Source organism: Nocardia sp. bgisy118 (assembly GCF_057708605.1).
The window spans coordinates 203,022-216,307 of the sequence record NZ_JBYISM010000009.1 but is presented as its reverse complement, the minus strand read 5'-3'; the positions used below and the strand labels follow the sequence as shown (position 1 = coordinate 216,307).

Annotated in this window: 13 protein-coding genes; 10 read left to right on the top strand and 3 right to left on the bottom strand. The window is 68.5% G+C overall.

Annotated features, from left to right (window positions below):
- Window positions 1–39: 39 nt before the first annotated feature.
- Both cmk and der read left to right on the top strand, forming a co-directional pair.
- Window positions 40–711: a (d)CMP kinase gene (gene cmk, locus AC3EO7_RS14345; protein WP_431970019.1), complete on the top strand. Its 672-nt coding sequence runs from the start codon at window positions 40–42 to the stop codon at window positions 709–711.
- Window positions 708–2,123 (top strand): ribosome biogenesis GTPase Der, encoded by a 1,416-nt coding sequence (gene der, locus AC3EO7_RS14340; protein ID WP_431969989.1) that lies wholly within the window; start codon window positions 708–710, stop codon window positions 2,121–2,123. Before cmk ends, der begins: the two co-directional genes overlap by 4 nt.
- A gap of 97 nt (window positions 2,124–2,220) precedes the next feature.
- On the opposite strand, the gene AC3EO7_RS14335 is transcribed toward der, so the two are convergent.
- On the bottom strand, window positions 2,221–2,643 hold the full coding sequence (locus AC3EO7_RS14335) for an SRPBCC family protein (protein ID WP_431969988.1): 423 nt from the start codon (window positions 2,641–2,643) through the stop codon (window positions 2,221–2,223).
- A gap of 149 nt (window positions 2,644–2,792) precedes the next feature.
- Here AC3EO7_RS14335 and AC3EO7_RS14330 point away from each other — a divergent pair, with 149 nt between their 5' ends.
- From AC3EO7_RS14330 to AC3EO7_RS14320, 3 genes are all read left to right on the top strand, one after another.
- Window positions 2,793–3,689 (top strand): helix-turn-helix transcriptional regulator, encoded by an 897-nt coding sequence (locus tag AC3EO7_RS14330; RefSeq protein WP_435591427.1) that lies wholly within the window; start codon window positions 2,793–2,795, stop codon window positions 3,687–3,689.
- 100 nt (window positions 3,690–3,789) lie between these two features.
- Window positions 3,790–4,596 carry a phosphotransferase family protein gene (locus tag AC3EO7_RS14325; RefSeq protein WP_435591426.1) on the top strand — a complete coding sequence of 269 codons (807 nt, stop codon included), beginning with the start codon at window positions 3,790–3,792 and terminating at the stop codon, window positions 4,594–4,596.
- Between the two features lie 242 nt (window positions 4,597–4,838).
- On the top strand, window positions 4,839–5,696 hold the full coding sequence (locus tag AC3EO7_RS14320) for a nucleotidyltransferase domain-containing protein (protein ID WP_435591425.1): 858 nt from the start codon (window positions 4,839–4,841) through the stop codon (window positions 5,694–5,696).
- 103 nt (window positions 5,697–5,799) lie between these two features.
- Here the strand turns inward: AC3EO7_RS14320 and AC3EO7_RS14315 are convergent, their stop codons facing one another.
- A complete protein-coding gene (locus AC3EO7_RS14315; protein WP_431969984.1) occupies window positions 5,800–6,243 on the bottom strand; it encodes an SRPBCC family protein in 444 nt (147 codons plus the stop codon).
- Between the two features lie 43 nt (window positions 6,244–6,286).
- Window positions 6,287–6,592, bottom strand: a complete 306-nt coding sequence (gene acpM / locus AC3EO7_RS14310) for a meromycolate extension acyl carrier protein AcpM (RefSeq protein ID WP_435591424.1) — start codon at window positions 6,590–6,592, stop codon at window positions 6,287–6,289.
- 135 nt (window positions 6,593–6,727) lie between these two features.
- Here acpM and AC3EO7_RS14305 point away from each other — a divergent pair, with 135 nt between their 5' ends.
- The 5 genes from AC3EO7_RS14305 (at window position 6,728) to car (ending at window position 13,265) form a co-directional block, all read left to right on the top strand.
- Complete coding sequence (locus AC3EO7_RS14305; protein WP_435591423.1) at window positions 6,728–7,762, top strand: MerR family transcriptional regulator; 1,035 nt, start codon at window positions 6,728–6,730, stop codon at window positions 7,760–7,762.
- 2 nt (window positions 7,763–7,764) lie between these two features.
- Window positions 7,765–8,130 carry a DUF3703 domain-containing protein gene (locus tag AC3EO7_RS14300; RefSeq protein ID WP_435591422.1) on the top strand — a complete coding sequence of 122 codons (366 nt, stop codon included), beginning with the start codon at window positions 7,765–7,767 and terminating at the stop codon, window positions 8,128–8,130.
- An 87-nt stretch (window positions 8,131–8,217) separates the two neighbouring features.
- Entirely contained in the window at window positions 8,218–8,763 is a 546-nt protein-coding gene (locus tag AC3EO7_RS14295) for a carboxymuconolactone decarboxylase family protein (protein WP_431969980.1), read from the top strand.
- Window positions 8,764–8,910: 147 nt separating this feature from the next.
- Window positions 8,911–9,669: an acyl-[acyl-carrier-protein] thioesterase gene (locus tag AC3EO7_RS14290; protein ID WP_435591421.1), complete on the top strand. Its 759-nt coding sequence runs from the start codon at window positions 8,911–8,913 to the stop codon at window positions 9,667–9,669.
- A 110-nt stretch (window positions 9,670–9,779) separates the two neighbouring features.
- Entirely contained in the window at window positions 9,780–13,265 is a 3,486-nt protein-coding gene (car, locus tag AC3EO7_RS14285; RefSeq protein ID WP_435591420.1) for a carboxylic acid reductase, read from the top strand.
- The last annotated feature ends 21 nt before the right edge of the window (window positions 13,266–13,286 follow it).

Genomic DNA, 13,286 nt, shown 5'->3' with positions numbered 1-13,286 from the left:
CCCGGCCCGGTGGCGGGCCAGGCTTCGCTGGTGGTCGCCATGGACGGGCCTTCGGGCACCGGTAAGTCCAGCGTCTCCCGGCGCCTCGCCACCCGGCTCGGCGCCCGCTATCTCGACACCGGCGCCATGTACCGCGTCGCCACGCTGCGGGTGCTGCGGACGGGCATCGAGCTCACCGACAGCGCGGCCATCGGCGCCGCTGTCAAGGAGCTGCCGCTGACGATCGGCACCGATCCCAGCCACGAGGTGATCGAGCTCGACGGCGAGGACGTGTCCGCCGAGATCCGCGGCGACGCGGTCACGAAAGCGGTCTCGGCCGTGTCGGCGGTGGCCGAGGTGCGTGAGCTGCTCGTCGCGATGCAGCGCGAGCTCACCGCGTCGGCCCGGCGCATCGTCGTCGAGGGCCGTGACATCGGCACCGTGGTGCTGCCCGCCGCGGACGCCAAGATCTACCTGACCGCCTCCGCGGAGGCGCGCGCCGAACGGCGCAACCAGCAGAACATCCGGGAAGGCCGCGGCGACGACTACGCGGCCGTGCTCGCCGACGTGCAGCGTCGCGACAACCTCGACTCCACCCGCAAGGTGTCCCCGCTGCGTCCCGCCGAGGACGCGATGCTCGTCGACACCAGCGAGCTGAACATGGACGAGGTCATCGACGAGCTGTATCGCGTCGTCGCGCAGCAGATTTCGACTATCGGAGGGGACCGGTGACCGAAGACGTCCTAGCCGGCGACGGCGTATGGAGCGACGAAACCGACTGGGAGATCGCCGATCTCGAAGGTGAACAGGAGGGCGAGGAACATCTCGCCATGCCCACCCTCGCGGTGGTCGGCCGCCCGAACGTCGGCAAGTCCACCCTGGTGAACCGGATCCTCGGCCGCCGCGAGGCCGTCGTCGAGGACATCCCCGGCGTCACCCGCGACCGCATCTCCTACGAGGCGAGCTGGGCGGGCAGGCGATTCATGGTGCAGGACACCGGCGGGTGGGAGCCCGACGCCAAGGGCTTGCAGCAGCACGTGGCCCGTCAGGCCGAGGTGGCCATGGCGACCGCCGACGCGATCCTGCTCGTGGTCGACGCGACCGTCGGGGGGACCGCCACCGACGAGGCCGCGGTCAAGAAGCTGCGCCGGTCGAAGATCCCGGTCATCCTGGTCGCCAACAAGGTCGACGACCAGCGCCTCGAGGCCGAGGCGGCGTCGCTGTGGTCGCTCGGGCTCGGCGAGCCGCGCATGGTCTCCGCCTCGCACGGCCGCGGCACCGGCGACCTGCTCGACGACGTGCTCGAGGTGCTGCCCGAGACCCCGCGCGAGGGCACCGGCGGCGTCGGGCCGCGCCGTGTCTCTCTGGTCGGCAAGCCGAACGTCGGCAAGTCAAGCCTGCTCAACAAGCTGGCCGGCGACGAGCGCTCGGTGGTGCACGATGTCGCGGGCACCACCGTCGATCCGGTCGACTCGCTCGTCGACTTGGGCGGCAAGATCTGGAAATTCGTCGACACCGCGGGCCTGCGTCGCAAGGTCTCCACCGCCAGCGGCACCGAGTTCTACGCCTCGCTGCGCACCAAGTCGGCGCTGGAGGCCTCCGAGGTGGCGATCATGCTGATCGACGCCTCGCAGCCGATCACCGAGCAGGACCTGCGGGTGATCAGCCTGGTCGCCGACTCCGGCCGGGCGCTGGTGCTGGCCTTCAACAAGTGGGACCTGGTCGACGAGGACCGCCGCCTCCAGCTGGAGAAGGAGGTCGACCGCGAACTGGTCCGGGTGCCGTGGGCCCAGCGGGTCAACATCTCCGCCCACACCGGCCGCGCCGTGCAGAAGCTGGTGCCCGCCATGGAGACCGCGCTGGAATCCTGGGACAAGCGCATTGCCACGGGCCGCCTCAACACCTGGCTCAAGGAAGTCGTCGCGGCCACGCCGCCGCCGATGCGCGGCGGCCGCCTGCCCCGCATCCTCTTCGCGACGCAGGCCTCCACCCGTCCGCCCACCTTCGTGCTGTTCACCACCGGATTCCTGGAGGCCGGCTACCGCCGCTTCCTGGAACGCCGCCTGCGCGAGGAATTCGGATTCGACGGGTCGCCGGTGCGCATCTCGGTGCGGGTGCGCGAGAAGCGGGATCGGAAGAAGTAGTTCGGAGCTGACGCGGGCCCCGGGAGGACATCGTCCACCCGGGGCCCGCGAACCTCCCTGGCCTACTCGGTCTGCCCCCGGATCAGAGCGGAATCGGTCAGGCCGACTGCTCGGCGTGCTCGATGAGCCCCGCCACGACCTCGGGGAAGTCGGCGGTGATCTGCGGGCCGATCTCGGGGCCTGCGGTATCCGCCGCGGGGCCGGTGATCTCGGTCCGGTAGATCACGCGAGTCAGCCCCGACGGCAACGACTCCAGACGGTGCACGGTGAGGATGTCGAAACCGTCACCGGTGAAGACGTCGCTCCACAGTTCGCCCGGCACGATCTCCACGAAGCGGAGTTCGACCGTATCCCCGTCCGGGGACGTCATGCGGAAGCTGGTGCCCGGCGCGAAAGGACCATCCAGCTCGAAGGTTTCGATGCCCGGATTCCACTCCGGCCAGCGGTTCGGATCGGACCAGCTGCGCCACAGCGCCTCCGGGCTCACGGCCGTCTCGGCGCTGTGCTCGTACTTCCACATGACCGTTGTTGTATCACCGATGCACCGGTCGAGCCACGAGGACCAGGAGGTCGAGGTGTTCGAGAAATCCGGCGCTCAGCGCTTACCGACACGTCGCGCCTGCGTCGACCCGATGCGGTCGATCGCGGAGTCCAGGTGACACTGAGAACATGGTGGACGGTGGCGACACGAGACGGTGGCGGGGTGTGGCCGCGCTGCGGCCGGGGCGGCTGGTGATCCTCGGGCAGATCGGGACCGCCGCGTTGCACGCCCATCACACGGTGCAGATCATCGTCGCCGACGAGCACATGGTGCTGTCGGACCAATCGGGGGAGCGGGTGGTCTGCCGCGCGGCCGTCGTTCCGCCGGACGTGGCGCACGCGGTCGTGCGCGGTGCTTCACATGGTGCACTGGTGCATTTGGATCCTGAGTCGGCGCCGGGCAGGCGATGGGCAACGCTGGCGCGTCCGCGCGACTCTGCCCACGGATGGGCCTGCGCCGCAGCGGAATTGCGGCTCGACGCGCTCGGCGAATGGCTACGCGCCGGGCAGCGCGTGAGCGATCCGTCACCCGGCGAACTATCCACCGGTGCACCGTCGTACGCCCTCACTGCCGAGGCGGCCGCCTTCGTCGACTGGGTGCGCTCGGCGTTCGCCTCGGAATCGGAGGCGGAGGCGGAGTGGGTGCGGGTCGGCGCGGCGGGGGAGACGGTGCGCCATCCAGCGGTCGCCGAGGTGCTGCGGTTGCTGCCGGAGCGAATGTCCACCGGTCCCGTCCGGCTCGCCGAACTGGCCCGTGCCGTACATCTCTCGGAAAGCCGTCTGGCCCACGTCTTCTCGGCCGAACTCGGGCTGCCGTTCCGGCCGTATCTGCGCTGGCTACGGATGCAGCGCGCCGCGGAACTGCTCGCGGCGGGCCTCTCGCTCACCGAGGTGGCGCACGAGGCAGGCTTCGCCGACAGCGCCCACCTGACCCGCGTCTGCCGCAGCATGTTCGGCGCTCCGCCTTCGGAATTCAACAACCTCGCCTGGCACGGCACCCTCCACCCCCGGCCCGCGCACCCGTGACAGCGGCGCGGCGTCGCCACACAGCTTCCACCCGCCGCGAAGCTCGACCGGTCACTTGCCCGCGATAAACCCGGCGACGTGGGTGATCATCCCCGCGATAATGGCCGAGGTGGAACAAGTCGAGGTCGTCGTCGCCCATCACGAGCGCGCGACCGTGCGCGTTGGCGAGGTGTTCCTGAAGATCGACGCTGATCAGACGCGCACCGACGTCGAGGTCGAGGCGATGGCCATGGCGCCGATCCCGACTCCGGAGGTCTTGTGGCGCAAGCCGCCCGTGCTCGCGCTCGCCGCCCTGCCCGGCACGGCACTCGGCCGCCTCGGCGAACCGTCGACAGCGTCGGCGGCGGCGTGGGCCGCGGCGGGTGCCGCCGCACGGATACTGCACGACGCGCCGCTGCCGCCATGGCCCGGTCGCAGCCTCGACGAGATCGCCTCGCAGCTCGACGGCGAATGCGAGTGGCTCGTCGACAACAGTGTCCTTCCCGCCGACGTGGTCACGCGCAACCGCCGGATTGCCGAGGCTGCGCTGCGGCCGTGGACACCGGTGTTCACCCACGGCGACCTGCAGGTCACCCACGTGTTCGTCGACGGTGACGAGATCACCGGCGTGCTCGACTGGTCCGAGGCGGCCCGGGGCGATGCCTTGTACGACCTCGCCACCTTGACGCTCGGGCACCCGGAGCGCCTCGACGACGTCCTCGCCGGCTACGGCACCGACGTCGACCCCGACGTGATCCGCGCGTGGTGGTCGTTGCGCAGCCTGCTGGGGGTCCGCTGGCTGGTCGAGCACGGCTTCGACCCGGCCTCGCCGGGCTGCGAGGTCGACGTGCTGAGAGCCCAGGCGCGGGACCGACAACAACGAGACATCCAGTCGTGCCGCGTTCCCGGCGGTAGCGCGCGATGGTGAAAGACCAACGCGCCGAGTTCATTTCCGTATGCCGAACCCAGTGAGTTTCGGTCACCCTGCCGGAACGGTGTCACGAATGATGTTGCGGCGTTCCTCATCGAGCAGGATGGTGCGCACCTCTCCTCGGAACCATCGCCGGAAGATACTCTGCCCCATAAGAATTGAGATCGGAGAAGCTGGGCGTACTCACGATGAATCCCGGACGGCATTCCGATGGCGGGGCGGCCGGTATGTTGGCTTGCATGTCCAGCGACAAGCTTCCGGCGGAGGTCGGTCGGAGTGTGGAGTTGTTCCTGACCGCTGTCGACGGGTTGGCACCAGGCCTGGTCACCGGCTTTTACCTGGTGGGATCGGTAGCCTTGGGCGACTTTCGACCACGCGGCGCCGGGGGCGGTCGACTCCACACGGCCAGCGATATCGACTTCGTCGTCGTGACCGACCATCGCCTCGAGAGAGAGTCTCCGGAGATGGTGGCGTTGGCCGAGGCACACGCCCGAACCGTGGCCGCCTTGCCTCGGCCGAACTTCGACGGGGTGGTTCTCACATGGGCCGACCTCGCAGCCGGGCCCAGCGGTTGCCCCGAAGTCCCCTGCGCCCAGGAGAGCCGGTTCACACCGGCTGGACGGTCCGGCATCAACCCGGTGACGTTTTGCGAGCTGGCCTGGCACGGGATTGCCGTGCGCGGGCCACAGCCGACCGACCTCGACCTGTGGGCGGACCAGAAAGCCTTGCGCGAGTTCACCGTCGACAACCTCCGCGCCTACTGGCGGCCGTGGTGGCAACAGCATCGACAGCGGCGCCCGATGCCTCTCATCGTGGGGGTCAGTCCGTGGTTCCCGGTCTGGGCCGTTCTCGGCGTGAGCCGACTGCACCACCTTCTCGCCACCGGATCGATGACTTCCAAATCCGGCGCCGGCCGCTACGCCCAGAGGATGTTCGATCCGTGCTGGCAGCGCATCATCGCCGAAAGCCTGCACCTGCGGACCAACGGCGCCGAGGGCCACCGCAGCTACCGCAACCCACTGGCCCGCCGCCGCGACACTCTCGCCTTCCTCGATGCCACCATCGACGCGGCGCTGGCCTTGCCCGCCAAGCCCTGACACCGCCACACCCTGGAGACGCCGGAACGGGGCTCGCACGCGATGCTCTTCTAGAACAACTCCACCGCAGGTGCGTCGGCACGATCTCCGTCCTACACGCGGATCAGTGGTGGATCACCTCACCGAGCCGCGGTAGGACCCGTCGTTTCCAACTGCGCTCCACGGCGTTGCGCACCATCTTCTGTCGACGATCTTCGATGTCGAAACCCGTCTGCGTCAGCAGAAGTCGTGTGCCACGACCCTGCGGATGCAGCGTCCAGTCGACAATCCACCGAGCGGGATACTCGGCCTGCGGATATATCCAGCGGTAGGTCAGCTGCTCGTACGGCCGGGCCGTCAGCACCTCGCAGATGATCTCGTTGATCGATGCGTCCGGGATGGTGAATCGGAAGTGGGTTCCGGCCGAGGCGGCGAACCCGGTCGGTCGAAGCAACCACCGCTGCAGCAGATCCGGCTCCGTCAACGCGCACCATACCGCGTACGGTGGCTGCCGGAAGAAGCTGCCGAGCTCGACTGCGGCGGGATTCAACTGCGGATCAGCGATCACCGGCTCACCACCTCCACCGCGGGGCCGGACTGCCCGGGGCCGCTCAATTCTCCTGGCCTTCCTTGTATTTCGCTTCCATCTCCTCGGCGAGCTGAGGCTTCTCGGCCTCCATCTTCTGGACGTACGCCACCGCGTCGCCGACGGTTCGCAGGCTCGCAAGGTCCTCGTCGGGGACCTTCACGCTGTACTTGTCCTCGAGCTGCACGGCGATCTCCACCAGTGACAACGAGTCGATGTCCAGATCATCGACGAAGGACTTCTCGATCACCACCTCTGCGGCGTCGATACCCGTTACCTCCTCGACGATCTCCGCGATGCCTGCGACGATTTCTTGTTGCGTGGTAGCCACGAAACACCCTCCTCGGTGTGACGACATATACGTAGGTCTCCACCGTCCTCCGCCACCGCTTCGGTTTCCGCTGTCGGTGGCGGACGGCGGTGCCAGTACGCTATGAGCTCCAGTGGGGTGGAGGTTCAACAGGTTGTGACGGACAACACACGATCGCTGGTGAGCATCGGGGAGTTGGCGCGCAGGACCGGGCTCGCAGTGCGAACGATCCGGTTCTACTGCGACGAAGGCATTCTGGAGTCCCAGCGCAGCGCAGGCGGGCATCGGAAGTTCGACGCTGGCAGCGCCACCGAACGACTGCTGTTGGTGCGGCGGTTGCGCGCTCTCGGTCTCGGGCTGGACTCGATCACCGACGTGCTGCAGGAAGAGCGGTCGATGACAGAGGCCATCGCTGCCGAAAGTGAGCGGCTCGATATCGAATTGAGGTCGCTGGCGTGGCGGCGGGCGTCACTGCGGGCTATCGAGACGGTTGCTCCGGCGGAGCGGGGCGAGCGACTCGCGTTGCTGGCTGCCGCGCAGGATGGTGGTGCGGTGCACGAGTACCTCGTACGGTTCTGGCGGCACATTCTCGCACCGCTACCGCGGTGCGACAGCGATCCGTGGGTGTGCTGGAATGTCCCGGAGCCGCCTGCTGATCCGTCCGTCGACGAGGTTGTCGCGTATGCCGAATTGGCCGCTCTTGTCGCCGACCCCCAGATGAATGGTGCTGTGCGGCAGCAATACTGGCGGAATCAGCCGGAGCTGATCCGCGACCCGCGAGCGCTGTACGCCGACGTGGGTGACGTGATGGTGGACGTTGTGCCACTCGTAGCGGAAGGCGTGCGACCGCACGCCGGAAGCGAACTCGATCGGTTCGTCGACGCCCATGCTCACGCGCGCGGGAAGCGTGATTCCCCGCGTTTCCGCGAACAGTTGCTGATCGACGCCACCGATTCCGACCACCGGATTCACCGTTACTGGGCGCTGACAGAACGGTTCTTCGGACCTCGTGTCACTGTCGGACGAGCCCACGACTGGGTGTACAACGCGCTGGCTCACTCCACCGACCTCGCCGATGCACAGACGCCCCGACTGGCGTTCGGGGGCGAGGCGCAGCAGGTTTGTTCAAGACTTCGAGCGGGCCGATCGGCGAGGGTCGAGGGCGAAGACATTCGACGAGCCCAGGAGTAACCATGGCCCCCATGCCGCCCACCGTTCGCACCGCCTTCGAAGAAGAACTGCGTGCCGCGAGTACCTCCACCGATCTCGGCGACATGTGGCGCGCGTTGGAGCGCGCACACATCCTGTCGCAGCCGTGGCCGTGGCCGCACACTCGCTCGCACTGGCACATGCTGCGGCTGGCGCTGCGGTGCCGCGACCGGAAGGAGGCGTTGGGCCAAGTGGTTCGGCTGTCGGGCGCGGGTCTCGGTTCGTCGCTGGGCCGGGTGCCGATCGGCAACACCGGCCGCACCGCCGTGGGCATCATGACGCCCATGCCGATTCCCGCCGACCTGGCCGCGATCCTCGAAGCAGGGCGCGGCGAGACCGCCCGCACCTAGCCCCGAATCTCTACTACAGGCCGTCGTTTCGAGCGTAGGATGGCGTCGACCGGAAATACTCGCGACGAGCGAAGGGGAGTCCGGAGAATGCGAACTGTTCAACGTATTCGGAGCCATGTTGGGGCGTTCCGGCGGGCCCGCCGGAACCGCACCGATCTCGTCGGGTGGCTGGGGCGCAGGCCGCAGCTGCTGGTGAGCACGGCGGTCTACGAGACGATGTCGATCTTCGCCAATCGCCTCGACCCGCATCTCAAAGACCTGGCCGAGCTGAAGACCGCAGGCCTGGTGAACTGCGAATTCTGCCTCGATATCGGCTCGGCCATCGCGCAGTCCGCCGGGGTCACCGAGCGGCAGATCACCGAGCTGCCGCGCTATCGGACCAGCGATGCCTATACCGAGCTGGAGAAACTGGTCATCGCCTACGCCGAGGCCGTCACGGCGACGCCCGCGGTCGAACTGGACGACCTGCGCGATCGACTGCTGGTCCATCTCACCAAGGCGCAGCTCGCCGAGCTGGCCGCCGCGATCTCCTGGGAGAACCAGCGCGCCCGGCTCAACCAGGCGCTCGGCGTGCGACCCACCGGCATGGCCGAGGGCATGGCGTGCGCGCTTCCGGAGTCTCGGATCGGCTGAGCGGTCTCGAATCGGCTGAAAGGGACGTTCGAATCGGCAACGAGACGTTCGAATCAGCGACGCTCGAATCGGCTCGGCGGGACGCTCGACTGAACGCAGCGCCGTCCCGGACAAGCTGACCGGCGGACGTCCTGGCATCATCCGACCATGGTCATTCCCAGCGTATTGCCGGAGCGTCCGCCCGCAGGAACCCTTTTTCAGACGGGGTGGCCGGTCCGCCTCGCCGACATCGACAGGGAACACCGGCTCCGCCTCGACGCGATCGCCCGCTACCTGCAGGACATCGCCTTCGAACATCTCGAGGCGGTGGAGGATGGCGACACGCATCGGGGCTGGGTGGTGCGCCGCACGGTGATCGACGTGCTCGAGCCCGTGGTGTGGGGCGAGCGGGTCACCCTGCACCGCTGGTGCTCGGCCCTGTCGAACCGCTGGTGCACCATGCGGGTGCAGATCTTCGGCAGCGAAGGCGGCCACATCGAGACCGAGGCCTTCGTGATCCACTTCGGTATCGAGAGCGGCGTGCCGACCAGGATGAGCGACCGCTTCATGGCGCCGATGCTGGCCGGTACCAGCGAGCATCGCCTGCGTTGGCGGGCCGCCCTCACCGAATCCATGCCCGACGCGGCGTCGGCCGACGTCGAGGTGCTGCCGTTCCCGCTGCGGGTGGCCGACATCGACGTGCTCGACCACGTCAACAACGCGGTATACCTCGGTGCGCTCGAGGAACTGCTGGCCGGGCACGCCGACCTGCTCGCGGCCCCGTACCGGGTGATCATCGAGTACGCCAAGCCGCTCGAATCCGGCGAGCAGGTCCGGGTGGTCGGCCGTCGCGCCGGCGACACCCTGGACGCCTGGCTCGCCGTCGGCGACGAAGCGCGCGCGGTCGCCCGCATCACCCCGCTCTGACCGAGCGGGAGTGACGATGCGGTCTCGGGCTTCGAGGAACCCGTGACCGAGATCCTTAGTTGAGCTAACGTGTCGGGTGGGGACCGATGGCTCATCGTGGAGGCGGACCAATGGCGGACGAAGCACAGGTCGCGCGACAAACCGAGCGGATCGCGCGGTTGTATGCCGAGCATCGGCAGATCCGGGACGCGGCGCCGACCCGGGAGATCAGTGCACTGATCCGGCAGCCGGGAACGCGGCTGCCGCGGATCGTGGAGACCGTCATGACCGGCTACGCCGAGCGCCCCGCGCTCGGGCAGCGAGCGGTGGAGCTGAGCACCGACCCGCGGACCGGCCGCCGGACGACGCGGCTGCTGCCGACCTTCGACACCGTGACCTACGGCGAGGTGTGGGCGCGGGTGGGCGCGGTCGCCGCCCACTGGCATCACGAGATCTCGGTGCGCGCGGGCGATTTCGTCGCCATCCTCGGCTTCACCAGCGCCGAGTACACCGTCCTGGATCTCGCCTGCGTGCATCTCGGCGCCGTCGCGGTGCCGCTGCAATCCGGTGCCTCCGTCGCGCAGTTGCGGCCCATCCTCGCCGAGACAGCACCTCGGGTGCTCGCCACCAGCCTCGACCTGCTCGACCACGCCGTGACCGGTGTGCTCGAAGGTCACCCGCCCGAGCGCCTGATCGTGTTCGACTACCACCCTGGCGACGACGATCACCGGGAGGCGCTGGAATCGGCCCGCCGCCGCCTGTCCGCCTCCTCGATCGTGATCGACACCCTGGACGACATCGTCGCGCGTGGCCGCGGACTCCCGCCCGCGCCGCTGCACGATCCCGACGACGAGCTCGCCCTGCTCATCTACACCTCGGGCAGCACCGGAACGCCCAAGGGCGCGATGTACACGGGAGCCTTGGTGACCGCGATGTGGCTGGCCCAGCCGCTGGTCGCGTCGATCAACCTCAACTACATGCCGATGAGTCACGTGGCGGGCCGGATGAGCCTGTACGGGGTGCTCGCCCGCGGCGGCACGGCGTATTTCACCGCGGCGAGCGATATGTCGACGTTGTTCGAGGACATCGCCCTGGTGCGGCCCACCGAGCTGTTCTTCGTGCCGCGCGTGTGCGACATGGTCTTTCAGCGCTATCAGAGCGAGCTCGACCGCAGGGCGGATGGGGACATCCCGTCCGCCGACCTCGAGGAAGCGGTGAGAACCGAACTCCGGGAAGACTTCTTCGGCGGTCGCTACATGACCGCGATGTGCGGCAGTGCGCCGCTGGCCGCCGAGATGAAGACTTTCGTGGAGTCCGTGCTCGACATGGAACTGCACGACGGCTACGGCTCGACCGAGGCGGGCGGCGGACTGGTCATCGACACGATCGTGCGCAGGCCCCCCGTGCTCGACTACAAGCTCGTCGACGTGCCGGAACTCGGCTATTTCCATACCGATTCGCCGCATCCGCGCGGCGAGCTGCTGCTGAAGACGACCGCGATGATCGCCGGGTACTACCGGCGCCCCGAGCTCGATGCCGAGATCTTCGACGACGATGGCTTCTACCGCACCGGCGACATCGTCGCCGAGCTCGGTCCGGATCGCCTAATCTACGTCGATCGCCGCAACAATGTGCTGAAGCTGTCCCAGGGCGAATTCGTGACGGTCGCCAAGCTGGAGGCGGTGTTCGCGGGCAGCCCGCTGGTGCGGCAGATCTTCGTGCACGGCAGCAGCGAGCGCGCCTATCTGCTCGCGGTGATCGTGCCGACCGCTGACGCGCTGGCCCGCTGGGAGGGCGCGGAACTCGCGGCGGCGCTGAGTGAATCGTTGCAGCAGGTCGCTAAGGACGCGGAACTGAACTCCTATGAGATCCCGCGCGATTTCCTCATCGAGACCGAACCGTTCAGCACCGCGAACGGGCTGCTCTCCGGTATCGGAAAGCTGTTGCGCCCCAAGCTGAAGCAGCGATACGGCGAACGCCTGGAACAGCTCTACGCCGATCTCGCCGCCGCCCAGAACGAGGAACTGCTCATGCTGCGCCACGAGGCCGCGACGCGACCGGTGCTGGAGATCGTCGGCCGGGCGACCCGCGCCCTGCTCGGCTGCGCGGGCGCGGACATCCGCCCGGACGCGCACTTCACCGATCTCGGCGGCGATTCGCTGTCGGCCCTGTCGCTGTCGAACCTGCTCGGCGAGGTTTTCGGCGTCGAGGTGCCGGTCGGCGTGGTCACCAGCCCGGCGAACGATCTGCGCGGACTTGCCGAATACATCGACACCGCCCGATCCGGCGCCGCGCAGCGGCCGAGCTTCGTCGACGTGCACGGTGACACCGGCCGGGTCACCGCCGCGCAACTCACGCTGGAAGCGTTCCTCGATCCGGCGACGCTGTCCGCCGCGGGGGACCTGCCCCTCGCCACCGGTCCGGCCAGGACGGTGCTGCTCACCGGAGCCAACGGCTACCTCGGCCGCTTCCTCTGTCTGGAATGGCTGGAACGGCTGAGTACCGTTGGCGGCAAACTGATCTGCCTGGTGCGCGGCGCCGACGGGTACGCCGCGCGCAAACGGCTCGACGAGGTCTTCGACACCGGCGACGCCGAACTGCTCGATCGCTTCCACGAGCTGGCCGAACGCGGCCTCGAGGTGCTCGCGGGCGATATCGGCGAACCGAATCTCGGTGTGGACGAGGCGACTTGGCGGCGGCTCGCCGCGGAAGTCGACCTCGTCGTGCATCCCGCAGCGCTGGTCAATCACGTCCTGCCCTACCGGCAGCTGTTCGGCCCCAACGTGGTCGGCACGGCCGAACTGATCCGGCTGGCGCTGACCACGCGCCGCAAGCCGGTCAACTACCTCTCCACGGTGGCGGTCGCCGCGCAGATCGATCCGTCGAAGTTCGCCGAGGACGGCGACATTCGCGAGATGAGCTCGGTCCGGGTGATCGACGAGAGCTACGCCAACGGGTACGGCACCAGCAAATGGGCGGGCGAAGTGCTACTGCGCGAAGCCAATTCCCGGTTCGGGCTGCCGGTCGCAGTCTTCCGCTCGGACATGATCCTGGCGCACAGCCGGTACGCAGGTCAGCTCAACGTGCCCGACATGTTCACCCGGCTGCTGCTCAGCCTGCTCGCCACCGGCATCGCCCCCCGATCCTTCTACCGGACCGACACCGACGGGAAGCGCCCGCGCGCCCACTACGACGGCTTGCCCGCGGATTTCACCGCCGCCACCATCGCCGGGCTCGGCGCCGCGGCCACCGACGGCTTCCACAGCTACGACGTGCTCAACCCGCACGACGACGGGATCTCCCTGGACACCTTCGTCGACTGGCTGATCGAGGCGGGGCACCCGATCCACCGCATCGCCGACTACGACGACTGGCTCACCCGTTTCGAGTCCGCCTTGCGCACCCTTCCCGAGCGTCAGCGCACCCACACCCTGCTGCCGCTGCTGCACGCGTACCGGCGGCCTGCGCCGCCCCTGCGCGGCGCGGCCCTGCCCGCCGAGAACTTCCGCGCCGCGGTTCGATCGCTCGAACTTCCCGGCGCCGAGGACATCCCGCACCTGTCGCCGGCGCTGATCGAGAAGTACGTCGGCGATCTGCGGCGGCGCGGGCTGCTCTGATGGCGGCGAAAGCCCGAGGCC

What these genes read in the sequence shown, in the direction of transcription:
- AC3EO7_RS14295 (WP_431969980.1), top strand. Translation starts at nt 8,218, where the DNA reads ATGCGAACTGTTCAACGTATTCGGAGCCATGTTGGGGCGTTCCGGCGG.
- AC3EO7_RS14320 (WP_435591425.1), top strand. Translation starts at nt 4,839, where the DNA reads ATGTCCAGCGACAAGCTTCCGGCGGAGGTCGGTCGGAGTGTGGAGTTG.
- AC3EO7_RS14330 (WP_435591427.1), top strand. Translation starts at nt 2,793, where the DNA reads ATGGTGGACGGTGGCGACACGAGACGGTGGCGGGGTGTGGCCGCGCTG.
- cmk (WP_431970019.1), top strand. Translation starts at nt 40, where the DNA reads ATGGACGGGCCTTCGGGCACCGGTAAGTCCAGCGTCTCCCGGCGCCTC.
- AC3EO7_RS14325 (WP_435591426.1), top strand. Translation starts at nt 3,790, where the DNA reads ATGGCCGAGGTGGAACAAGTCGAGGTCGTCGTCGCCCATCACGAGCGC.
- car (WP_435591420.1), top strand. Translation starts at nt 9,780, where the DNA reads ATGGCGGACGAAGCACAGGTCGCGCGACAAACCGAGCGGATCGCGCGG.
- AC3EO7_RS14335 (WP_431969988.1), bottom strand. Translation starts at nt 2,643, where the DNA reads ATGTGGAAGTACGAGCACAGCGCCGAGACGGCCGTGAGCCCGGAGGCG.
- AC3EO7_RS14300 (WP_435591422.1), top strand. Translation starts at nt 7,765, where the DNA reads ATGGCCCCCATGCCGCCCACCGTTCGCACCGCCTTCGAAGAAGAACTG.
- AC3EO7_RS14290 (WP_435591421.1), top strand. Translation starts at nt 8,911, where the DNA reads ATGGTCATTCCCAGCGTATTGCCGGAGCGTCCGCCCGCAGGAACCCTT.